Here is a 22481-nt window from a genome sequence, read left to right on the forward strand (position 1 = left end):
AGTTAAGAAGGAAGGTTATTTATGTTACCAGAAAAGCAAACAAAAAATTTAATCGCGCACTATCAAAAGGCTCTACTGATCAAGCCTGACAATCCTACAACTTTCTACAAAATTGGCAAACAATATCAGTATGTAGTTGAATTTAACCGAGCTTTTGATTATTACTTAAAAGCAATTCAATCTAATCCCACTTGTCATTTATATTACTATGATTTAAGTATCGTTCTATTTTGTTCAAATATATTTAACCAATCAATCAAGCCTGATTATCTGCAACTCGGAATTGATTTGCTCAAGCAAACTATTAAAAATCAGCCAATTTTTTTATTCGCTCAATATTTATTGGGTATTTTACTGATTCAACAAGGAAAAGTAAAAGAAGCAATTGCTTGTTACAAAACTTTGAGTTATCAACAGATATTGGCATCTCATCCAGAACTTGCTAAACAGCATTGGAATTCTCAAAAATCACGAAAGCCAGATTTTATCATTTGTGGTTTACCCAGGTGTGGAACAACTTCGATTTACGGTTATTTAACTTCTCATCCTCAAGTTCTTACTGCTGTTGAAAAAGAAATTAATTTTTTTTCTCACTTTTTTGATCGAGGACTGGATTATTACTATGCCCATTTTCCGGCAATTCAAGATAATAATTACTTAACTGGCGAAGCAACTCCCTCATATTTATGTCGGGCAAATCCTCAACAAATCTTTCAATTATTTCCCAATATTAAGTTAATTTTTTTACTCAGAAATCCTGTTGATAGAGCAATTTCATCCTTTTACCTTTTCAATCGTTTAGGGATTGGACAAAATTCTTTAGAACAAACTTTTAAATTTAGTATTGAGCGTCTGGAAGAAAGACCAGACTTTGATTCATTAAGCGTCCAAAATAAAAAATTTAGCAAGGACTCTTTACTTGAAGAAATTTCATTAATACATACAATACCGAGCGTGTATATTTATTTTATCAAAAAATGGATGAATGTTTTTCCAAAGGAACAGCTTTTAATTCTCAAAAGTGAAGATTTTTATAGTAACCCATCATCTACAATGAAGCAAGTTCATCGTTTTTTGAACTTGCCAGACTATCAACTGACTGAGTATCGTAACTACAATCCGGGGTCTTATCATTCTGTTCCTGATGCTTTACGATACCAGTTAGCAGAATTTTTTCAACCCTATAATCGAGAATTAGAACACTACTTAGGCAGAAAATTTAATTGGGAGTAAAATTAACTTATCGTGCGTTCCCCTACCGTCTCGTAGAAAATCACTCGAAATCCAACTTTAGCATCAGGCATTGACAATTAAGCCAGATAATGGTCAAATTCTTTTGCAGCTAGGCAATGCTTTACTCAGAAGATGTCTTGCGTAAGTCCTATTAATATAAAACTATTGTAGGGTGTGTTACCGCGAAGCGTAACCAGTTTATATATTTATTATCTCAAAGAATGGATGACTATTTTTCCGAGAGAGTAGTTTTTAATTCTCAAAAGCGAGGATTTATTTGATGATCCATCAGCAACGATGAAAGAGGTTTATAGTTTTCTGAATCTACCAGATTACCAGATGCCTAAATATCCCAATTATAATCCTGGCTCATATCCTCCAATTCATGATAAATTACGGCACCAGTTGTTAGACTTTTTCCGTCCTTATAACCAGCAACTTGAGGAATTTTTGGGTATGAAGTTTCATTGGGAGTAATATCATATCCTGATGAATACTTGTAAAAATCTAGAGGCTTAGATCCCCGACTTATTTAAGAAGTCGGGGATCTTGTTGTTTACGAAGAATTTAGGACTGCTATATTACTCGAATTAAACATAATTTATTCTCCTTAAAACTGGATAATTATTAACAAAAATCTTTGATTTTATATTCAATATGTATAAATTTATACTTTAATCCGTCAAGTTTTGACTCAATAAACTAGTTCGACAGGTTTTCACCTGTCGAATCAAATGTCATCCCTCCAAACCAGGGGATGACATTCGCCTGTGTGATTTTTGATAGGAGGCGATCGCACATCGCCATCGATGAAATCAAACCCTATAGGAAACTAAAATAGGAACTATAAACTGAAACTATTTTTTCAGAAAAACTAGTAGTCTATCAAGCGAAGTTTGAAGGGTAAATAAACGAACCACAGAGGCGCAGAGGGCACAGAGAGAGAAGAAAAGAGATGTTTCAGAAGTGTCTCACCCAGCATAGTTGGCTTGATAGACTACTAGTAGTTCATGTCATTAGTTATGAAGGGTTTGTGTATCCGCTCAATAAATCGGGGTAGTGCAAAAAAGAAAAAGTAAATAGATGCACATAGCATCGTAGAATAAATCACATGGCGCAAAAGCAATCTCCAGAAAAACAAGTAGAAGAATTGTTGCAAACCATCGACCCATCAAAGTTTGCAGATCAATCATTGCGCCAGACATTAACTGTTCTGCTAAACGTCATAGAGCAGCAACAATTAGAGATTAAAGAACTACGTGAAGAAAACCAAAAACTACGGGACGAAAACAATCGTCTCAAAGGTGAACAGGGTAAACCAGAGATCAAGAGCAATAAGTCTAAAGGGTTCAAGAGCAATCATTCATCCGAGAAAGAACGACACACTCCAAAAAAACATACTAAAAGTAGCAAAAATCAGAGTATAAAAGTAGACCGGACATCCATTCTAGATTATCCATCGAGTGAGTTACCACCTGATGCACGAACTTTTATAACCCTTCAGAACTAATGACACAGACTACTAGGACAGCTAATCATCAAACGTTTGCTTTCTTAAACTCTTGGTATTTGATGAGGAACAAGTGAGGATTGTGCATAAGTAAGTCGGTGCTAATATTTCCAGCTATGTTAAGGAATTTTAATGTCGGGTGTGTTGTCGCCAAGCGCCGCACCGTCAACAATCTCAGGTGCGTTGCTATAAGGCATAACACACCCTACAGCTAATTTATTTTTCTTCATATACATTGAATTTTTCTCACTTACTGTACCGCAGCTAATTGAAAATAAAACATCTGTGTAATTAATTTTGCTTTAACTGAGTAGGTCAATTGAGTAGTGCATCTTAGCATGTCTTTGAACATCAGCCAACTCTAACCATTCAAAATCATCAAGCTGTAATATCGATTTTTTAAACTCCAACTTGGCTTTTTCAAAATTTCTGATATGAATAAAGTACATAACTTTAGCTGCCAGAATATTCGGCTGCATTTTCTTTGGTGTAATGTCTAATGAATAACTAAAAGCTGCTTCAACTTCAGTTTCCGAAAAACTATCAAATGAATATGAATTTTGTAACACCTCGTTGGGAATCAGCTTGACATAGCGAAAAGCTCTAGAGGAATAAATGAAGGGATGCTCAATCGGCACTAGATACTCTCGCAAGCGATACATAATTAGATGAATCCAAGAAGTATAGTAATGAGCAAAGTCTTGGTGGATTACCAGAGATACTTCTGGAATCAGATAAGGAAAGAAATTTTTTACAATACTATTTGTTAATTCCCAGGATTTCATCGCATCAATAAAAAGACACTCAATTTCACCTTGTTGCCAGCCAATTTCTGCAAGATCCCCAGGATGGACATGAATGAGATGACTCCAAGGATTAATTCGCTCCAGGTATTCATCTAGAAAACTATCTCCATCTTTGTACTTTCCTTCTAACGAAGTGCCGATGAGATTTTGCTGCATTCCACCCAGTGAAAACCAGACAAAAATATCGTAAGCATGAATGCGTTGGTTTTTGTTATTTACACAGGAATTAGCCTCAAGTCCCAATGCTAAGGAAATGCTTGATGAACCCAACCAGCAACCAAGTTCTACAATTTCTCCTCTACCTGAATACTCATTTTGGGCATAGTTCTCTAAAAAGAGTTGCTCTGTTAAATGGGTCATACCCAGTATCCATCGCCTGGGTTCACTTTTATCTAGATGACTTGCGGGTGATGTAGCTATTTGATAAAAAGCTTGCTTCATGTATTCAAATCTTTGATTCAGCAGACGTTGATTCACAACATGGAGAAACTCTCTCATCGGTACACCGAGTTTCTCAGGGTAGGCTGAGATAGCTTCAATCATCGCTTGTGCAAGAGATAGCACATCTTCCGGGATGAACCAGCGCACACCATCCGTGCGTTCAATGAGATTGAGAGTTTCTCGAAATCCACCTGTATCGGCAACGATTAAACTAACAGGTAACTGTCCCGTTTCTAACGCTGTATGGGGAAAGTTCTCTTGACTACTGGTGAGGCAAACAATCGCACAACGCAACAAATTAACCAACTGAATCGCTTCTTGACTGAACAAATCAGTCACAATGGTGTAACAACAATTAGAGCCTAACTTTTGTTTAATATATTGCTGGCTATCTAAACCTTGTAAACCCTCTGCTTGCAGCTCAACGTTCTTACCTAGAAAGATGATATGAACTTTTTCAATAACATTGCTTTCTAGTAGTTTGATTGCTTCTAGGAAGGTAAAAAGTCCTTTTCTCTCCTCTAATCGTCCAAAAAATACAAGCGGAATTTTATCTTCATCAACAATTCGTTGCAAATCATTTCTCAGCGTAATTGTTTGCAACGGTTGTTCAATAACTGAAAAACAATAAGGTAAATGCTTTGCATGAGATGTTTTCCAGCCATACTTCTCTACTTTCTCTTTAAGAAAATGTGACAGAAAGAATGCTAAATCTGCCTGTTCAAAGGAATACTGCTCATAATGGCTCGTTTGCCAAAACCAGTCAGGATGAGAATGTGTGTACCTTGCATGAGCTTCTTGCAGCCACTCCTGCCCACTATGCAAAGTCACCGCCACCACACAATTTTCTCCTAAAATGCCTGTTCGCTTGGCTTGAACTGTGCGGTATCCCAATCCCAGCATTTCGGGAAATTCAATGTAAATATAGGTGTGAGGAAATGTAGTAGCGAGCGCTTGAGCAAAAAATAGCGCACAATAGCTCTCGTAGTCTACCCATTCTCCATGCTGCAACTGAGATAAAATTGCCAAGTGAGTCGGCTGTAATTCTAGTACATCCATACATTCACTCGTCGAAAAGATATGTTTCACTGCGGGAATAGTTGACTCTCCAGCAAACTTCTCTTGACTTTGGCAAAGCAGTAGCACAACATAAAAGTCTTCTGCTGCTAATTTCTCACCAAGAGTGCGGTAGTAAGTGCCAATTCCACCATTCCTAAAAATACCTTCGTATTCGGTTGTGACAAGTAATGCTATTCGTTTAACTGCCGGGGGCAATTTGTCTTTTATTATCTGTTTGAAGCTGACTTCAAAGTTGTTAGTATGATGATTTTGCAGCATTTCCTTTTGAAAAATTAGATTGAGGATTTTATTAGTGAATGCCAAAGGTTGATTCACATTAGCTTCGCTAAAGTACTGCTGTAAAAGTTTCTCTTCATTTGAAATAGGATACAAGCTTCTCATTTCTTCCGCATCTCCATCTGCAATTAACAAATCTTTTAAGTTAGAACCTAGTACTATCTCAAATTCGTGATAGCTGACAGCATTCCGATGTCTTGGGGGAAAACAAGAAATCTAGTTCCCTCCCCAATACATACGGGGAGGGTTAGGGTGGGGTAAAAAATATTTGATAGGGAGTATCCCAATTTTGCTTAAATATTTTCCCTCACCCCCAGCCCCTCTCCCATGTTTGGGAGAGGGGAGACATAACTCTAGTTCCCCGAATCCCAAACATGGGATTCGGGGTTAGGGGATGAGGCCTATCAAGGTTTTTGCACATTTGGGATGCTCTCATTTGATACATCAATCATGACTTTTCAAACATCCTTTAACACTTGTCAAGGTTTTTAACAAAATTATTAATATTTTTTTACATATCAAATATTATGTGTAATATAAAGAGTGATTTGTCAAGAAAATTCAAGTACTATATTCAATGCTGTCCGAATCGATTGCCAATATTCTTCTTCCAACACTCCTACTAATCCGAGAACTCGGCTATTATCAATACTGCGAATTTGTCCAACATCAATGTAACGGTCTTGATCTAAACCATTCATAGCAGATGCTACAACATTAACAACATAAGGAGCATTTTTACTTCCTGGTCTGAATGGCATTACAACTGTTAACAAACCGTGCTGGTTCATTATATCGTTCTGAACAACTAGGCAAGAGCGTGTCTTTCGCAATTCTGTACCGACTGTTGGGTCAAGTTTACAAAAGCGTATTTCTCCACGTCGATAAGTTAAGTTACCTTTAGGCATTATTCAATTCCATCCCCAGCGACACAATCCCAAAGTGCGATTTCTTCCTGATACTCTGGGTTATTAGCGTCTTCTTGAAGCGCTGCAATCATCTCTGCTTCTAAGATTGTACGACGATGCTGACTCAAGACATCGTTGATGTACCCACTACGATTAGGAGTTTCTCCATTATTAGCACCTCGCTTATCTATAAAAGCCAAAATATCTTCATCCAGTGTGATTGTTACTTTCTTAGCCAAAGATCTGTTTCCTTAGTCTTACTATTTAATCTTACTATTTTATCATACCAAAGGGTTTCCCGACAAGGGTGAGTATACCCGTAGGGGCACGGCACTGCCCATAAGGTGTCAACTTAACGTGAAACCCTTGTCAAAACGTGATATTCAGTTCTCTGGCTTACCATCACTCAACGCGTTACCCCACCCTAATCCTCCCGATGCATTGGGGAGCCACTGCGTTGGGCGGGCAACGCCCAATACGGTTCGGTTAAGGCAAGAGACGCGATAAATCGCCGTCTCTACAATAGACATCTCCGAAAAACAATGTAGAGACGTAGCACTGCTACGTCTCTACAAGGGTTATGGGTAAAGCATATTTAATTTCTGGAGATGTCTAATAATCAGGCTTGTCATCAAAAAACCTTATCCGAACCGTATTGGGGCAACGCCCGACTTGTTCGCGCAGCGTCTCCCCTTCTCACATTGGGAGAGGCTAGCGCCAAGGGAGAAGCATGTGGTGTGAGGGAACTAGATTTTCCGGTTTCCCCCCAAGACATCGGGGGGATTAAGGGGGGTAAAACGCATGTCGGGTAAGCATTTGAGCTTAAGTTGACACGTAGTGGCACTGCCGTGCCCCTACACCTGGCGATATTTTGCTTTTTCTTCTTTCTCATCGAGTTCTGCAAGTCCAGTAATTACAACAGGTGGTCGATCGGGAAATTCCACAATTAGTTGAAGCGAACCACCCATTGCATTTAAGTAACTACGGAGAGTTGAAAGCAGAAGGTCGGTACGTTTTTCCAGCTTTGAGATACTATCTTGGCGAATCCCTAATAATTCTGCCATCCGCTCTTGAGTAAGTTCCCTTGCTTTTCTTACATCCCGAAGTGTCATATGTTCCGCGATTAGCTCGGCTGCCCGCGCTTCAATTTTTTGGGCGCGATCGCGTGGAACGACTCAAGTTTGTTCCAGATGCTGCTAATTCCGATCAAGTGAAAATTGACTCCATTCAAATTGGGAATTTAAAAATTCAACCTGAAGCGAATGGAGAGTTTATTTTACCCTTCTACTTTTGGAATCAATTTAGTTGCGCTTTAGCTGCTACAGCTATCAGTTTTTTAGGGTTAACAATTTTATTTATCAGTATCGTAAATATCCAGCGACAAAATCCTCAATTTATTAGCTGGCAATGGTTCGATAAGCATCAGCCGCCCAGATCGATAATCAAACTTAAAATTGCAAATAAACAGACGCTAATCGTACCATACAAAGCCCTCAAATACTTTCTGATTTCCTTAATAGTCTTAGTAAGCGGTCTTTGTTTAATAGAAGGTTATCTTGACTACATAGAAAAGAGCAAAATAATTCGATTGGGATCAACGCAAAAATATCAGGTTGCCTCTATGTCTTTGCTGGCAACCTCTGTCACTCAAGCTAGAACCCAATCAAGACAGCAACTTCCACAACTATCCCCCCCAGCATGGCAACAGGAAAACGATCGCATTAATCGCAATAACAAAGAAAAAATCCTAACATCCGGTATTGTCAGGAATCCAGCACAAGGAGAGTGGATTTGGCGATCAAAGGGATTTCCTGTTAGTCAGTTAGCTGCGAAGCCTAAACGTATCCTCGTAATGGGAGATTCCTTTGTTTGGGGTAGTGGCTATAGTAATATGAATGATATTTGGTGGCGGCAATTACAGCGAGAATTAACTCGTAGAGGCTACGAGCAAGTAGAGGTAATTGCGGCTGGATTGAGTGGCGCTTCAACCCACCAAGAGTTAGAGCAAGCACGTAATCTCGTTCCTGTTTATAAACCAAACTTAATTATTTGGGGTTATGTAACGAACGATCCCGATGAAGGGGTTATTGAGCAATTTAATTATAAGTTCGTTAATCAAGACCCAATAATAAGGTTGATTAAAACCTTAAGAGATAAAGGTGTTTTTCCCAGATTAAATACACTTCTGTTCGAGGCTCGTTCTCGAAAAGTTGCAGGAACAATGGATGAAAAAAGATTTGGCTATGAATATAGTCAATGGCAGTTAAAATTACTTGAAGGTAAAAATTTTGAGCTTTACAAGAAAACAGTCAAAGAACTAGGGCATTTTCAAGTCAGTAGCGGTATACCTGGATTTGTAATGACTTTGCCAAGTTATCCTGACCGTGCTTACTTCACTCCTCTATACAGTAAAGTTATCCCCCTATTTAAGGCAGATAAAATAGCCGTATATAACATCTTAGAAAATTTCCTCAAATTCTATTCAGGCTTTAACTCAGATCCTATTTATGCCACATTAGATCCTGTTTACACTTGGCGCATCAATCCAGCCAATGGACATCCCGGCACTACCGCAACTCATTTTTATGCAGAACAAGCCGCAGACATTCTCGAAGCCGATTACCCACAAGTGCTGGGTGAACGAACTCCTCCAGCTAAACCGCCAGCGATTCACATCAACGATTGGGTTCCTTACAACCTAAATCTAGTTGCAAGTTCTAGCGGAATTTACACCTTTAAGTATCCTGAATCAGAAGAATATATGCTGCGTTTGCCAATTGGTAAACCCTTTGTGCAGCTAAATTTAGAAGTTCCTGTAGCCATTAAAGAAATTCGTCTTTCAGGAACTGGATTAAAAGCAGCATCTTTGGATATAACAGCCGTAGATTCTCAACGCAAATTTGACGACGGCACTATTTACTCTTTTGAAGAGAAGCAAGGAACATCCTTAGTTTGGAATTTGAAGGGACAGTCATCTGCAAAATCTGCTAATACAATTCGACTGTCAGCCAGCTTTCAAAATAATGATAGAAAACTCACGCTAACCCTAATTCCAGGTGCAGAGAGGCAACCATGAGCAAAACACGGATTCTCGGTATCTCTGCTTATTACCATGACTCGGCGGCGGCTTTAGTCGAGGATGGTAAAATCATTGCAGCAGCCCAGGAAGAAAGATTTACCCGCATCAAAGCAGATGCAGAGTTTCCCCATCATGCCATTGATTATTGTCTAGAAGCTGCGGGAATCGACGAGCATCAGTTAGATTATGTTGTTTTTTACGAAAATCCTGTTGTTAAATTTGAACGCTTACTCACAACCTATCACCAAACCGCTCCCAAAAGTTGGCGGAGTTTTTTGAAAGCATTTCCCGACTGGCTAACCCGAAAACTTTGGCTAGAAAGTGAAATTGCCAAAGAAATGGGGATTAAAAAACGCATTTACTTTTGCGATCATCACCTTTCCCATGCTGCTAGTGCGTTCTTTCCCTCTCCTTTTGTAGAAGCAGCTGTTCTCACAATTGATGGAGTTGGCGAATGGTCTACCGCTACTTTTGGTATTGGACGGGAAAATCAAATTCAACTGCTAAAAGAAATTCGGTTTCCTAATTCCTTTGGTCTGTTATATTCAGCCTTTACTTACTACACCGGATTCAAAATCAATAGCGGCGAGTATAAACTCATGGGTTTAGCTCCCTACGGAGAACCCAAATATGCCGATTTAATCAGAGAAAAGTTAATTCACCTCAATTCTGATGGCTCGATTATTCTGAACCAGCATTACTTTGATTATGTCGGCGGTTTAACAATGACCAACGATCGCTTTCACCAACTGTTTGGCGGCTCACCGCGTCAACCAGAGTCGCTGATTACTCAAAAGGAAATGGATATTGCCGCCAGTATCCAAGTTATCTTGAACGAGGCCGTTTTAGCGATCGCACGCTACATTCATCAACAAACCCAGCAGGAAAATCTCTGTTTGGCGGGAGGTGTAGCACTCAATGTCGTGGCAATGGGCAAATTATCCCGCGAGGGGCTATTTCGCCAATTATGGATTCAACCTGCGGCTGGGGATGCTGGGGGTGCATTGGGAGCAGCTTTATGGTTCTGGCATCAAAAACTAAGTAACATGAGAACTCCCATTCAACCTGATGCGATGCAAGGAGCTTTTTTGGGTACTAATATCTCCCCTGCTTCCGAACTAGATGATGCAATGCTAAAGCGTTTAGAAGCTGTTTGGCAGACTCATAGCGAGGAAGTACTGCAAGAATTAATTGCTCAAAAATTAGCAGAGGGTAAAGTTGTCGCAGTCGCACGGGGACGAATGGAATTTGGGCCGCGGGCTTTGGGAGCCAGGTCAATTTTAGCCGATGCTCGCTCTCCATATATGCAAAGCCATATAAATTTAAAGATTAAGTTCCGTGAGAGTTTTCGCCCTTTTGCACCGATGGTATTAGCAGAAGATGCAGCAGAGTATTTTGAGATTCAGCAAGAAAGTCCTTATATGCTGCTGGCTTATCCGGTGAAAGAGAGCAGACGGCTACACGCAGCAACAGAGGGTCTATTCGGCATTGATTTACTAAAAGTGCCACGTTCGGATATTCCGGCTGTAACTCATGTAGACTACTCGGCTCGTGTTCAGACTGTGGATAGCGATCGCAATCCCTTTATGCACGGGATATTAACCCAATTTAAAGCTTTAACTAGTTGTTCTGTAATTGTTAATACATCCTTCAACGTCCGAAGTGAACCAATTGTGAATACAGCCGAGGATGCTTATCGTTGTTTTATGGTAACGGAAATTGATTACTTGGTTATTGGCGATCGCTTTTTTGACCGGAATACCCAAAAACAGCAACCTCTTTCGGATGAAGAACGCATTCAATGGCTGAGGAGGTTTGAACTTGACTAAATTCTCGTATTTACAAAGATTGAAGCAACGAAAACATCTGGCTCAACTTAAAGAACAGATTGTTTTTGGGCTAACTCTGGGTTGGTTGATGACGCTTGTTGGTGGTTTTCACTATTTATTTGTGATCAACACTCATGATAATTTATGGAAAGCCATTCTTTATATAGGAATAGGGTTAATAGCAATCAGTCTTATTCTTCCCTCTGCTATTTCTTTGCTCCAGAAATTCTTGCAAAAGCTGACAGAAAAGATAGGTGAAAAAATATTTATATTAATTCTTTTAGCTAGCTATTTTTTATTTATTTTACCGATAGGAGTATTGCTCAGAAGACAAAAAACAAATAATTCATTCTATGCTTGGCAAGATAAATTTCTGGCTCAAGTTGAAGGATGGATACAGTGGGAAAGTCAAGAGGATATACAACCGCTTCAGCTTGGGGCTAAAAAGCGTCCTTTAATGCTACAACTATTTTGGGTAGTTGCCTATTTCATTCGTAACGGGCATTACTTATTACTTCCAGTGCTAGTTTTGCTGCTAGTTTTAGGTTTAATTCTGTTCTTTGTGAAAGCGTCTGCTTTTGCTCCCTTTATTTATACTTTATTCTGATTTGGGTTTAAATTTGCTGATCGCCAAAATATTGATAATCTCTCTAAGAGGTTGTTTGAAAAGTCATGATTGATGTGTCAAATATTTTTTACCCCACCCCACCCTAACCCTCCCCTTATAAAGGGGAGGGAACCGGATTTTCTTGTTTCCCCCCAATATATCGGGGGGATTAAGGGGGGTAATAATTCGATTAAAATCACAGCCAACCACTTTTCAAACACCCTCTAAGTAGGTAGGCGGGAATAAACCAAACTATGTTACGAAACGTAAACATGGCTGAAACCCTTACCAATGACAAATGACGACCCCCACCAGTTAACTTTATTTACGCCCACCTACTTAATATAATTATTCCCAATTAAATTTCATACCTAGATAATCTTCCAACTTCTGATTGTGCGGTTGAAAAAAATCAGATAATTTTTTGCGTAATTCGTTGTTAGTTTTTGAATAAGAACCAGAATTCACCTTGGGGTATCCTGAAAGCGAGTAATCAGTTATTTCTAAAAAATTATAAACCTGTTTCATAGTTTTATCTGTTTGACTAGAAAGGTCTTCACTTCGCAAAATTAGAAACTGTTCTCTCGGAAAAACAGTCATCCATTTTTCTAAGAAATAAACGTATAAACCCGACCAGAGATATCCTTTTTCTGTTTGCCAGTATTTCTCAATGACTTGGGTAGGATCGGCTATGTCTTTCAGGATTTCCACTTCAGATGTCATCGCTACTTCTAAAGAACGATGTTCTTTCATCAATTTAACATTCATATAATATTGAGAAATGGCTCTATCTACTGGGTTACGTAGTATAGCAATTAGCTTAATTTGGGGAAATAGCTGAAATACTTTTTTTTCAACTTCATAGCTACCGAGATACCAAGGAGTTGCTTCTCCGGTTAAAAAGCCTCCTCCTACAGGAAGAGGAGGAAAATGAGCTAGATACCAATCAACTCCGAGGTCAAAATTTTTATTAAAAAAATGTAATTCTTTGTCGGTAGCTGGGATAATTTGAGGGTGTTGGTACAGATAATAGTAAAGCGAAGAAGTGCCAGCTTTACCCATGCCAATGATTAAGAAGCTTACATCATCAATTTTAGGAGAATTTATGTACTTAGTTGTAATTTTTTGATTCAAATAAATTGTTCTATCAATGGCACTTTTATAGGCAAGGATAGCCTCAACTACTTTCCCTTGTTTGGTTAAAATATCTCCTAAAACTACATAAGCGTAGTATGAGGTTAAACGTCCTTGAATTAGTTGATGATAGGAGGCGATTATTCTCTCTAAGTGTTTGGGTTCAGGGGAAAAACAATAGTTGATTATATAATTCAATGTCAAATAAGAGAAAGATAAGGATGGTTCAATTTCAATCGCTTTCATATAAGCAGCAATTGCCTCATCCCATTGCTTTTTTTGTTTTAAATTATATCCCAATACAAAAGCATCCTTCCAAGTCTTAGCATCAGCAGTAGTTTTCATGGTCTCAGAACATGACAGCAGCATCTGAAAGCTTTCAAAATCCAATTTAGTTTGGAGAAGATTTTGAAAGGCAGTAATTTCTTCTCCTTCAAAACCTAGAGTTTGTAGCATCTTGTTTAAGACTTTAGGTACTGATACTAAATCTGGTTGAATTTGCAAAGCTTCTTGACAGACTTCGAGAGTTTTATCTAATTCTCCTTGTTCATAATAAAGTTCGGCTATTTTGTCATAAACAGCTACGTTGTCAGGCTTTATCTGTAGAGCTTTTCGATAATGACTTACTAATTTTTTTAGCTGATACTCCATAATTATTACGTTTGCCATTGTGTGATTGATTTAGCTTCTTAAACTCAGTTTTTGAGACTGATGATATCTAAATTTTAAAGTAATTTTTGCCAACTAAAGTGAAAAGTAATGGGGGAGCGATCGCTTATTACTACTTTGAGCTTGTAATAACTTGAATTTGCCCCTTTCCCGGCAAATTACACAATCCAAAATGAGAGTGATGATTGTTACTATAATGAGACGTAACATAAAAAACACCCACTTTTTCATAAAGATCGCAAATCTGAATGCGGCTGTTAAATTCCGCTTGTGGAAGTTCATCTAAACGTGCATAATCATTAGGGTTCATGGTGGCTAAACCAAAACCGAGAACATATTCATCTGGAGCTATATTGAGGTTTATACTGCGACAAAAACGCACATAATCCCCTTTATTAACTTGATTAGGAACGCTAACTTTATGTTGAAATGAAGTTTTTACATGAACTCGGACATTAAATTTATTAGTAATGAATACAGCTACAATGGGTACAGCAATACTCTCTTTCAGTTGAAACTCGCAGCATAAGTAAGCTTGTTCACCTTGCAAAAAATTGACGCAACCCTCGCCCTTAACGTTACAAATAGCGTAACTAATTAGTTGAGCATAATTCGCCTGGGGAAAAGAAACGGGAATAAAAACTTCATCAGCAGGCCAAAAAAAATCATCTGGTGTTTCTAAAGGTACTTCTACCTTTTCTTGAAGAACAGGCGGAGAAACATTATTAACTAAACCCATCTTTAGTTGATGGAACTTAATAATACCTTTCATCGATTCTCCTTGAAATATTTTTTCTCCATGATGCAGCAAAATCACCTCTTTACAATATTGTTGTACTGATGCTAACTGGTGAGTCACTAAAATAATCGTAATCTGCTTTGCTATCAGTTCCTCAAGACGGGCATAGCATTTCTGTTGAAAGAAAATATCTCCAACTGCTAAAACTTCATCTAAAATCAGAACATCACATTCCAAAAACGCAAATAAAGAAAAAGCTAATCTTGTCTTCATTCCAGAAGAATACAACTTCATGGGACGGTCAAAAAAATCTCCCAATTCCGAAAATTCCTCAATTTCTTTTATTCGTTCTTGGACATATCCTTGGGGAAATCCCAACAATTCAGCGCTGTAAATTGCATTTCCTCGTCCACTAAGTTCGGGATTAAAATCAGTTCCTAATTCTAGCAGTGAGAGAACTTTACCATTTAATTGATAACTTCCTGATGTTGGCTTCAACACCCCAGTAATTATTTTTAATAATGTACTTTTACCCGCTCCATTTTCCCCAATAATGCCAAAGAAATCGCCTTTACGCACTGTAAAAGACACATCTTTCAACGACCAAAAAGGCTGATGATAAGTGTTGTTTCTCAAACTTAACCATTCTTTAGCACGATGCCAGGGATTTGGATAAATCTTAAAACATTTACTTAAATTATTCACCTGTAAAATAATATCATCACTCATATCACATCTCTAATCTCATCTTGGAGTTTTTGATTGACAATATTACCTAACCAAACAAATAAAGCTAGCCACCCAAGCATAATTAGCCAAACATGAAATCCTGGCAGTTGATTTTCTAAAATGATATTGCGAACTGACTCAATATATGCATAGGGTGGATTCAGATAAAGCCAAGGTAAGATATTTTTGGGAATAATAGATTCTGGATAAAAAATAGGTATCATCCAACTCCATAAGGGAATTACAAATTGTAAAATATGCTTGACATCGGGAAAAAGTGTTTGCAAATTAGCTAAAATTAACCCCATACCAAAACCTAAGCCTTCTAAAATTACTCCCAACACTGGTAATAACAATATTCCAAAACCTAGATGCCCACCTAACAAAATACCAACAGGAAGCACTAAAGCTAGGTAAATAAACAGCAGAAATAGCGAAGTTAAAGTGACTTTAGCCACAAAAACCTCAGAAGGAATTGCTAAACGTCGCAGATAAATAGAATTTTGTACAAAAGCATTGCTACCACTCGCAATAGTTTCCGCAAATGTCCGCCAAGGTAGCAGTCCAGCCATAAGATATAAAGCGTAAGAACTCCCCCGCGCACCATGAGAAAGTAGTAAAGAAAATACAACTGTGTAAATGAGAATTTCGCACAGAGGATTAATAATGTTCCAAAGGATACCTATACCCGTACCAGCATAGCGATAACGCAATTCATACCAAGCGTTGTAAAAAATGTAGCGCCGATATTTGTAAAGATTATTAAAAAACAAGTAATTTTTCATACCTGGCAATTGTATATAATTTTTAAGATTGCTTGCCAAATGATGTTTGTAAAGTATCATTTTGAACTTAGTGTGTTGAAACGCACTTGGGCTATTAGCATTGGAACTTAATTCCAAGGCAAGTAAGCAACTAACAATCAAGGTAAACACTAGCAGTTTGCTTATTTTATGTCTACAGTTACACCTTTCCCTGCTGTCAGCGAATTTATCAATGTACTGCAAACGAGAAAATGTAAATTTTCTAGTCCAGTATATCAGCAACCAGTTGTATCCATTATTTCTTCATTCTTTAACGCCCATAAGTATTTTGAAGCCACTTATAAATCTATAATCAATCAGACATTCCAAAATTTTGAATGGATAATTGTTGATGACTGCTCTACCGAACCAGAAGCGTGCGTTTTATTTCAATCTTTACCCAAGAGATACGGAAAAATTAAAACCTTGCAGCATCATACTAACAAAGGACTAGCAGCAGGTAGGAACACAGCCATTACCTATGCAACTGGTAAGTACTTATTTTTCATGGATTTAGATGACCTGATTGATCCTACTTATATAGAGAAGTGCGTGCTATTTTTGGAAACTCATCGAGAATTTTCCTTTGTTAACTCCTACTCAGTTGGTTTTCAAGCTCAAGAATATTGGTGGACTCACGGCTTTAATAAACCCTCGCAATTTATTCACCAAAATTGGGTTACAGGTAGATTACTTTATCGCAAGTCAGACTTCGACTGTCTGGGGGGATTTGATGAAAATCTGAGATTTTACGAAGATTGGGAAAGATGGCTCAAAGCCATAGCTAACAATCAAAAAGGTTGGACAATACCTGAATACTTAGATTGCTACCGTCGGGTTGATTCTGGTTTACTAACAATTTCTAAAGCAAACGTTACAGAAGAAAGACGAGTCACAGAATTAATTCAGTCTCGCTATCAAGATTTTTTTCATCAAAATTATCTTCCCGATATCAGTATCCAACGATATAACTTTACTTCGGGTTCCCGCTTCCCGAAAATAGATATTATTAATCCTCTTGAAAAAGACTACTCCAGCAAGTACATACTTTGCTTTTTCCCTCACTTAGAAGTTGGTGGTGCTGACAAATTTAATATCGATTTAGTGACTCTATTAACGAATCGTGGTTATGATCTGACTATTGTTACAACTTCCAAATCAGAGCATCCTTGGCAGAAACATTTTTATGCAGTTACATCAGATATATTTCATTTGCCCAATTTTTTACAAGATAGTGACTGGTTAGACTTTACTAAATATATTATTCAATCACGTAAAATTGATATTGTCTTTATTTCTAATTCTTACATTGCTTATTACTTCTTACCCTTACTGCGTCACGAATTTCCTGATATCGCTTTTATTGACTTTACTCATACTATAGATCCAGGTTGGCGTGGATGTGGATATCCACGTCTTTCGTGTAAATTTAGCCAATTTTTGGACTTGCAAATCGTGTCTTCTCGTCACCTTGCGGAATATTATCGATGTCTGAATCCGCAAACTACTGAGAAATTGCAAGTTAGTTATATTAATCTTGATACTAATAAATGGGTGCAGGATAAAAAGAAACGTGACCAAGTGCGATCGCAACTGAAAATTCCTCATGAGTCAGTTGTAATCCTATTTCCGGCAAGGTTAGTAGAACAGAAACGTCCTCTACTTTTAATTGAGATTGTTCAAGAACTAATTAATCGCTCTTTCAACGTCTCGACAATTGTTGTGGGTAATGGTCATTTGTTGCCGGAAATGCAGGCAAAAATTAGTCACTTTGGTTTAAATTCACACTTTCATATATTGCCTGCTATTAATCCTGAAGAAATGCTTGGCATTTATTGTGCAACCGACATCTTGTTACTCCCATCAGCTTATGAAGGGATTTCTCTGGTGATTTACGAAGCAATGTCTATGCAATTACCAGTCGTTGCTTCAGATGTTGGAGGACAAGCAGAATTAGTTATACCTGGAACTGGGTTTTTAGTTCCTAAAGCAGAAAACGAGGTCAGCGAAGTCGAGTCATACCTGAAAGCATTAATTCCTTTAATTCAAGATAGCGAGTTGCGTTGTAAAATCGGTTACTACGCGCGGCAACGAGTCGTTGAACTATTTTCCTTAGATCAGATGGTTGAACGCATGGATACCCTATTTACTGAGGCGATCGCTTCATGTCCAACCAGAGCCAAACCAATCATTAATCTGGCTTTAGCTGAAGAAATGCTACTTCTTGCCCTAGAATACTTGCATCAAGAACAAGCTTTAAGCCATTTATGGCAGGAAAAGCGTCACTTAGAGAGACAAACACATCAACTCGAACAAGAAAGACACGAATTAGCTTGGAAAAAACGAGCGATGGAATCATCCAAGTTCTGGAAGTTCAGAACACAGTGGTTTAAACTTAAGCGATCGCTTCGTTTGACTCAAGAAGAGGAAATCTAAATATATATATGAAGATATTTTTGATTGCTAGTGAATGTCCTCCAGTTCCTGGTGGGATTGCTACCTATGTCGGCAATATGGCGGCGATGTTTTCTGATGCTGGACATGACATCACTGTTTTTGCCCGCAGTCCTCAAACAGGAATTGAAGAAAAAAACAAGCTGAAAATTATTAAAATAGTTCCTAAAGATACTTATTTATTAAATTCTACAAAAGCTCATCCACGTTCTGAAACTCATCCAGCCTTCCCACATAACGTCATGGGTTACTGGGGGGCAATCAGCTATCAGTTAGCAGAGGAAGTCATTAATTATATTCGCACTCATGCCCAACCAGATATTATTGAGAGCGAAGACTATAGCGGGATTGCTTATTTTTTACTGCAAAAAAAGTTATTAGGCTGTCCAGAACTACAAAGAGTACCGATAGTTCTCAACCTACATAGTCCTCAATATCTGCTTTATCCTCCTGACAAAATGCCTAGTTATCATCTTTGTGATTACTGGGTAGGAAGAATGGAAAAGTTTTGCATTCTCGCTGCTGATGGAATTTTCGCTCCTACTCAGTATATTGCCCAGCAGGTAAAAACAACTTTAAATCCTGATCTCGATATTGAAATTATCCCTTTACCAGCACCTCAGAAACTTTTACATAAAGAGCAATTACCATTATCCTTACCCACGCCGGGAGATATAGTTTACTTCGGTAGGTTAGAAGTTAGAAAAGGTATTATCCCCTTGTTAGAAGCTTGCAGTCAGTTATGGGATGCAGGCATAAATTTTCAACTTACAGCCATTGGTGGCGATACTTGGTATCACCTCCAAGGCTGTTATATGAAAGCTTATTTAACAGAAAAATATCGTCAATATATTAATTCAGGTAAACTAATAATTTCTTCACCTCTACCCCAGGCACAACTATATGAAAGACTGAAGAAAGCATGGTGCGTAGTTCTTCCCTCTCTCTGGGAAAATTTTCCTAATACTTGCTTGGAGTCTATGCTCTTAGGTAAAGCGATTCTAGCCTCATCTGCTGTTGGTCATGTAGAAATGTTACAAACAGCAGCAATGCAAGGAGGTTTAATTTTTGATTGGCAGAACAGTAATGATTTCGCTAATAAATTAAACCAGGTTCTCAGTTATTCAACAACTGAAATTTTAGAGCTAGGGTCAAAAGCTCGGACTTTAATTTTGAAAATTTCTGCCCCGGAAAATGTATTGTCAAAACGGATAGCACATTTGAAAAAAGTTATTGGGCAGCATGAAGATAGAAATATTTTTCCCTCTTTAAACTATCTACCTCACGGCAAAGTTTCTTATCCCTCATCTTTAGTTGTAGATATAGATATAGATATAAGCATCAAAGGTAGAATATCTATTTGCATTCCGTTCTACAACTGTGGTCACTACATAGGTGAAACGCTCAACTCTGTATTTGCCTCAACTTATCCTGACTTAGAAGTGATTATTTTCAACGATGGTAGTACAGAGAAAAAGAGTCTCGAAACTCTAGCAGTTATCGAGCAAACACATAGTAACCTGAAAATTATTCACTCCAAAAATCTTGGTGTAGCCACAGCGAGAAATAAAATGGCAGAGATAGCTAGTGGTGAATACATTGCTTTTCTGGATGCGGATGATCAAATTTCTCCAACTTTTTATACACAAGCAGCAAAGGTTTTAAAGCAATACCAAAATGTAGGTTTTGTTGCTTCTTGGATTAAAGAGTTTGGTAATTCCGAAAAAGTTTGGGTGGCTTGGAATACGGAATTTCCTTATCTACTTTGTCACAACACTCTTGGCGTTTGTACTGTGGTGCGAAAGGCTGCTTACCTTGCTGCTGGTGGCATGAAATCTGTGTTGGCAGAGAATTTAGAAGATTACGAATGCTGGGTTAATATGTGCGAAAAAGGTTGGCTGGGAGTTGTAATTCCTGAACTACACTATTTTTATCGCATTCGTTCTGATTCCCGTTTGCAAAATAGTAACCGCGAACAACTGCTTTATCTTTATGAGTTAATTGCTGAAGAACATCCTCAGCTATACCAAGATTATGGGGCAGAGATTTATCATTTACTAAATCAAAATGGTGCGTCTTGGCTGTGGGATAATCCTTCACAAAACACAGTTGAACTTAATGTTAATATGACGGGTATGGAAATACTTTCTCTTGTGACTAATAAGCTTAAGAAGGTGTACAGCGATGGGGGCATATCTTTAATATTAAACAGGTCGCTGCTAGTGGGAAAATCCCTTCTACGTACCTGGCGTTGATCTCTTGTACTTTAACAATACACTCAATTGACCATAGCTCATGCCTTTGTAGTTTCCGTGTGGTGGACTCACGTCAAACTCCAGCATCACGCCCCACCGCTCATCACTCGTTAGTGTACTGAGTAATTCTTTAACTGACTCCACCCCAGATTCAAACCGCTCAATCGCCATCTGAGCATAATATTTAACTTTTATCAGATTCAGTAACAACTCTACTGTTTGACGCACTCCTGAGTCTGCAATTTCCTTTGGCTCAATCGATTGCAGTAACCCCGACACTAATTTCTCTGAAGATGTTTTTTGCGTCATGTGTCATATTCTACCTCTCAAGGTGTACTAATCTTCCTTCTTCTTTTTTCTCCTTGCCCCTACTTACTGAGCGGATATCCAAAAATAGCCACTCAAAAAGAGTGGCTATAAGTTTCACCCCAGAATTTCAATCACCGCCGCCAAAATTGCTGGTGCTTTCTCGTTAGTGGGAAGGTATTGCTTTACTTCTCGTTTAGAACCATAGATTCTGACCCCTCTCCAAACCTCTCCCCGATGCGGAGAGAGGCTTTGAAACCCGGTTTTAGTTTTTCTCTGGTTGTATGAAACCACCCTGCTTAACCCCCCTTAAAAAGGCAGGGCTGTTTCATTCGATCTCTTAGAGATTTTGTCAAGAGTATGAGTCAGAAATTTGCTTGATTTGGTCATCGAAAAGCTACCACCTCAACGAGTAAATTTCAGTGCGATGTCTACGACGGGCTACGCCTACGCGACTTTCTTGCCCAATCAGATTTTTTAGTTACCTGACTTTTTTGCTTGAAACGCTTGTAAATCAGAGCCTTTTAGGGAATGAAACAGCCCTGCCCTTAAAAAGGGGGGAACCAGAATCAAAGTCCCCCTTTTTAAGGCGAGCCACTGCGGTCTTGGGGTCTCCCCAGACGCTCTCTACGAGACGCTAAAAGCGAACGCGGACTCGCTTGCCGCCGGCGCTATCGCTTTTAGCATCTCCCCTTCTCCCAAAGGGAGAGGCTAGTACGACACGGCGTAAATAAAGCAACCATTTTAAATAGCCAGAAAGCCTACAAAATAAGCATTCTTTCTTTTTACTTTTGCCTTCTTGTACTAGCGCCAAGGGAGAAGAGGAGCAACTTTGCAAGACAGATCTCGCCACAAAACTTGCCGATTGTTATTTGTGATGAAACTTGAATCCACAGAATTAGTTAATTGCAGAATTCGCCATTTTTATCAAAGAAGTGCGATCGCCTGCTTTCAACCCAACAACATATTGCACACCCTGTTCTCTCCAAGTCAAGGTAGCATCTGAACAACCAGCGCCACAAGTAAAATCTACAAAATAGCCAGTGATTCCCTTAGCTAAGGATACAGCTTTACCACTCAGACGGGGTGTTTTGCGAGTTACAGCTTCAGCAGAAACAACGCCCAAATGACAGGCAGAAGCACCATAGCAGTCGGGAGTGAAATCCAGTAAAATATCATATTTTTTTTGCGTAGCAGCTTCTATAATTGCGTAAATTGGATTTTCCCCATCCGACTCAGGAATAAACTTCGGTAAGAGAATCCGAATCTGAGTCTTTTGCTTTAATTTAGGCAGAATAGATTTAAAAACTGGGTGTGACTGGATTTTACTCTGCTGTGCAATCAGTTGGGACTGATTGTTTATAGTAGCTATGGCTGACTTATGAAAGCTGCTAACGCTGACTAATAAAAATACGGTAGATACAGCACTGATATTTCTCAAGCTTAAAATCATCTTTGATATTTCATCTAAGGTACTTATTTGTAATACCCTGTTTGAGTATCAAATTACGCATTAGACTTCTTGCATAAATCAAAAAAAAGAACCCCTCCCCGCAAGCGGGGAGGGGTTGGGGGTGGGGTGTTAGGGGACTTTGCAAGAGGTCTATTTAACAAATGAAGCGA

General features: G+C 38.6%; 17 protein-coding genes. 8 read left to right on the plus strand and 9 right to left on the minus strand.

Annotated features, from left to right (window positions below):
• Window positions 1–21: 21 nt before the first annotated feature.
• From V7K97_RS24500 to V7K97_RS24510, 3 genes are all read left to right on the plus strand, one after another.
• A complete protein-coding gene (locus V7K97_RS24500) occupies window positions 22–1233 on the plus strand; it encodes a sulfotransferase family protein (protein WP_334803588.1) in 1212 nt (403 codons plus the stop codon).
• A gap of 297 nt (window positions 1234–1530) precedes the next feature.
• Window positions 1531–1710 (plus strand): hypothetical protein, encoded by a 180-nt coding sequence (locus V7K97_RS24505; RefSeq protein ID WP_334803589.1) that lies wholly within the window; start codon window positions 1531–1533, stop codon window positions 1708–1710.
• A gap of 634 nt (window positions 1711–2344) precedes the next feature.
• A complete protein-coding gene (locus tag V7K97_RS24510) occupies window positions 2345–2743 on the plus strand; it encodes a hypothetical protein (protein ID WP_334803590.1) in 399 nt (132 codons plus the stop codon).
• A gap of 302 nt (window positions 2744–3045) precedes the next feature.
• Here V7K97_RS24510 and V7K97_RS24515 read toward each other — a convergent pair whose 3' ends face one another.
• From V7K97_RS24515 to V7K97_RS24530, 4 genes are all read right to left on the minus strand, one after another.
• Window positions 3046–5451, minus strand: coding sequence for a glycosyltransferase (locus V7K97_RS24515; protein WP_334803591.1), 2406 nt, complete (start codon window positions 5449–5451; stop codon window positions 3046–3048).
• Window positions 5452–5897: 446 nt separating this feature from the next.
• Complete coding sequence (locus V7K97_RS24520; RefSeq protein WP_334803592.1) at window positions 5898–6254, minus strand: type II toxin-antitoxin system PemK/MazF family toxin; 357 nt, start codon at window positions 6252–6254, stop codon at window positions 5898–5900.
• Entirely contained in the window at window positions 6254–6493 is a 240-nt protein-coding gene (gene mazE, locus V7K97_RS24525) for a type II toxin-antitoxin system MazE family antitoxin (protein ID WP_334733885.1), read from the minus strand. The genes V7K97_RS24520 and mazE overlap by 1 nt, the downstream gene beginning before the upstream one ends.
• A gap of 615 nt (window positions 6494–7108) precedes the next feature.
• Window positions 7109–7366 (minus strand): helix-turn-helix domain-containing protein, encoded by a 258-nt coding sequence (locus V7K97_RS24530; protein ID WP_334803593.1) that lies wholly within the window; start codon window positions 7364–7366, stop codon window positions 7109–7111.
• On the opposite strand from V7K97_RS24530, the gene V7K97_RS24535 reads away from it, so the two are divergent.
• Genes V7K97_RS24535 through V7K97_RS24545 form a run of 3 tightly spaced genes read left to right on the plus strand, consistent with a single transcriptional unit; the run spans window position 7360 to window position 11769 of the window.
• Complete coding sequence (locus V7K97_RS24535; protein ID WP_334803594.1) at window positions 7360–9330, plus strand: SGNH/GDSL hydrolase family protein; 1971 nt, start codon at window positions 7360–7362, stop codon at window positions 9328–9330. The genes V7K97_RS24530 and V7K97_RS24535 overlap by 7 nt on opposite strands.
• Window positions 9327–11162 carry a carbamoyltransferase family protein gene (locus tag V7K97_RS24540; RefSeq protein ID WP_334803595.1) on the plus strand — a complete coding sequence of 612 codons (1836 nt, stop codon included), beginning with the start codon at window positions 9327–9329 and terminating at the stop codon, window positions 11160–11162. Before V7K97_RS24535 ends, V7K97_RS24540 begins: the two co-directional genes overlap by 4 nt.
• Window positions 11163–11181: 19 nt before the next feature.
• Window positions 11182–11769 (plus strand): DUF5989 family protein, encoded by a 588-nt coding sequence (locus tag V7K97_RS24545; protein WP_334803596.1) that lies wholly within the window; start codon window positions 11182–11184, stop codon window positions 11767–11769.
• 348 nt (window positions 11770–12117) lie between these two features.
• On the opposite strand, the gene V7K97_RS24550 is transcribed toward V7K97_RS24545, so the two are convergent.
• From V7K97_RS24550 to V7K97_RS24560, 3 genes are all read right to left on the minus strand, one after another.
• Window positions 12118–13572, minus strand: a complete 1455-nt coding sequence (locus tag V7K97_RS24550) for a tetratricopeptide repeat-containing sulfotransferase family protein (protein WP_334803597.1) — start codon at window positions 13570–13572, stop codon at window positions 12118–12120.
• Between the two features lie 112 nt (window positions 13573–13684).
• Entirely contained in the window at window positions 13685–15040 is a 1356-nt protein-coding gene (locus V7K97_RS24555; protein ID WP_334803598.1) for an ABC transporter ATP-binding protein, read from the minus strand.
• Window positions 15037–15825, minus strand: coding sequence for an ABC transporter permease (locus tag V7K97_RS24560; protein WP_334803599.1), 789 nt, complete (start codon window positions 15823–15825; stop codon window positions 15037–15039). Before V7K97_RS24560 ends, V7K97_RS24555 begins: the two co-directional genes overlap by 4 nt.
• A 168-nt stretch (window positions 15826–15993) precedes the next feature.
• Here V7K97_RS24560 and V7K97_RS24565 point away from each other — a divergent pair, with 168 nt between their 5' ends.
• Together V7K97_RS24565 and V7K97_RS24570 are read left to right on the plus strand one after the other, a co-directional pair.
• Window positions 15994–18279 (plus strand): glycosyltransferase, encoded by a 2286-nt coding sequence (locus V7K97_RS24565; protein WP_334803600.1) that lies wholly within the window; start codon window positions 15994–15996, stop codon window positions 18277–18279.
• Between the two features lie 8 nt (window positions 18280–18287).
• Window positions 18288–20552 (plus strand): glycosyltransferase, encoded by a 2265-nt coding sequence (locus V7K97_RS24570; RefSeq protein WP_334803601.1) that lies wholly within the window; start codon window positions 18288–18290, stop codon window positions 20550–20552.
• Here V7K97_RS24570 and V7K97_RS24575 read toward each other — a convergent pair.
• Window positions 20535–20861: a hypothetical protein gene (locus V7K97_RS24575; RefSeq protein ID WP_334803602.1), complete on the minus strand. Its 327-nt coding sequence runs from the start codon at window positions 20859–20861 to the stop codon at window positions 20535–20537. The genes V7K97_RS24570 and V7K97_RS24575 overlap by 18 nt on opposite strands.
• An 895-nt stretch (window positions 20862–21756) precedes the next feature.
• Entirely contained in the window at window positions 21757–22311 is a 555-nt protein-coding gene (locus V7K97_RS24580; RefSeq protein ID WP_334803603.1) for a hypothetical protein, read from the minus strand.
• Window positions 22312–22481 lie beyond the last annotated feature (170 nt).

Origin of the sequence: Nostoc sp., from assembly GCF_036917815.1 — a bacterium.
Classification (GTDB): domain Bacteria; phylum Cyanobacteriota; class Cyanobacteriia; order Cyanobacteriales; family Nostocaceae; genus Nostoc.

Excerpts from the sequence above, each read along its gene's own strand:
- V7K97_RS24500 (WP_334803588.1), top strand. The coding sequence starts at position 22 with ATGTTACCAGAAAAGCAAACAAAAAATTTAATCGCGCACTATCAAAAG.
- V7K97_RS24505 (WP_334803589.1), top strand. The coding sequence starts at position 1,531 with ATGAAAGAGGTTTATAGTTTTCTGAATCTACCAGATTACCAGATGCCT.
- V7K97_RS24510 (WP_334803590.1), top strand. The coding sequence starts at position 2,345 with ATGGCGCAAAAGCAATCTCCAGAAAAACAAGTAGAAGAATTGTTGCAA.
- V7K97_RS24515 (WP_334803591.1), bottom strand. The coding sequence starts at position 5,451 with ATGAGAAGCTTGTATCCTATTTCAAATGAAGAGAAACTTTTACAGCAG.
- V7K97_RS24520 (WP_334803592.1), bottom strand. The coding sequence starts at position 6,254 with ATGCCTAAAGGTAACTTAACTTATCGACGTGGAGAAATACGCTTTTGT.
- V7K97_RS24530 (WP_334803593.1), bottom strand. The coding sequence starts at position 7,366 with ATGACACTTCGGGATGTAAGAAAAGCAAGGGAACTTACTCAAGAGCGG.
- V7K97_RS24540 (WP_334803595.1), top strand. The coding sequence starts at position 9,327 with ATGAGCAAAACACGGATTCTCGGTATCTCTGCTTATTACCATGACTCG.
- V7K97_RS24550 (WP_334803597.1), bottom strand. The coding sequence starts at position 13,572 with ATGGCAAACGTAATAATTATGGAGTATCAGCTAAAAAAATTAGTAAGT.
- V7K97_RS24555 (WP_334803598.1), bottom strand. The coding sequence starts at position 15,040 with ATGAGTGATGATATTATTTTACAGGTGAATAATTTAAGTAAATGTTTT.
- V7K97_RS24560 (WP_334803599.1), bottom strand. The coding sequence starts at position 15,825 with ATGAAAAATTACTTGTTTTTTAATAATCTTTACAAATATCGGCGCTAC.
- V7K97_RS24565 (WP_334803600.1), top strand. The coding sequence starts at position 15,994 with ATGTCTACAGTTACACCTTTCCCTGCTGTCAGCGAATTTATCAATGTA.
- V7K97_RS24570 (WP_334803601.1), top strand. The coding sequence starts at position 18,288 with ATGAAGATATTTTTGATTGCTAGTGAATGTCCTCCAGTTCCTGGTGGG.
- V7K97_RS24575 (WP_334803602.1), bottom strand. The coding sequence starts at position 20,861 with ATGACGCAAAAAACATCTTCAGAGAAATTAGTGTCGGGGTTACTGCAA.
- V7K97_RS24580 (WP_334803603.1), bottom strand. The coding sequence starts at position 22,311 with ATGATTTTAAGCTTGAGAAATATCAGTGCTGTATCTACCGTATTTTTA.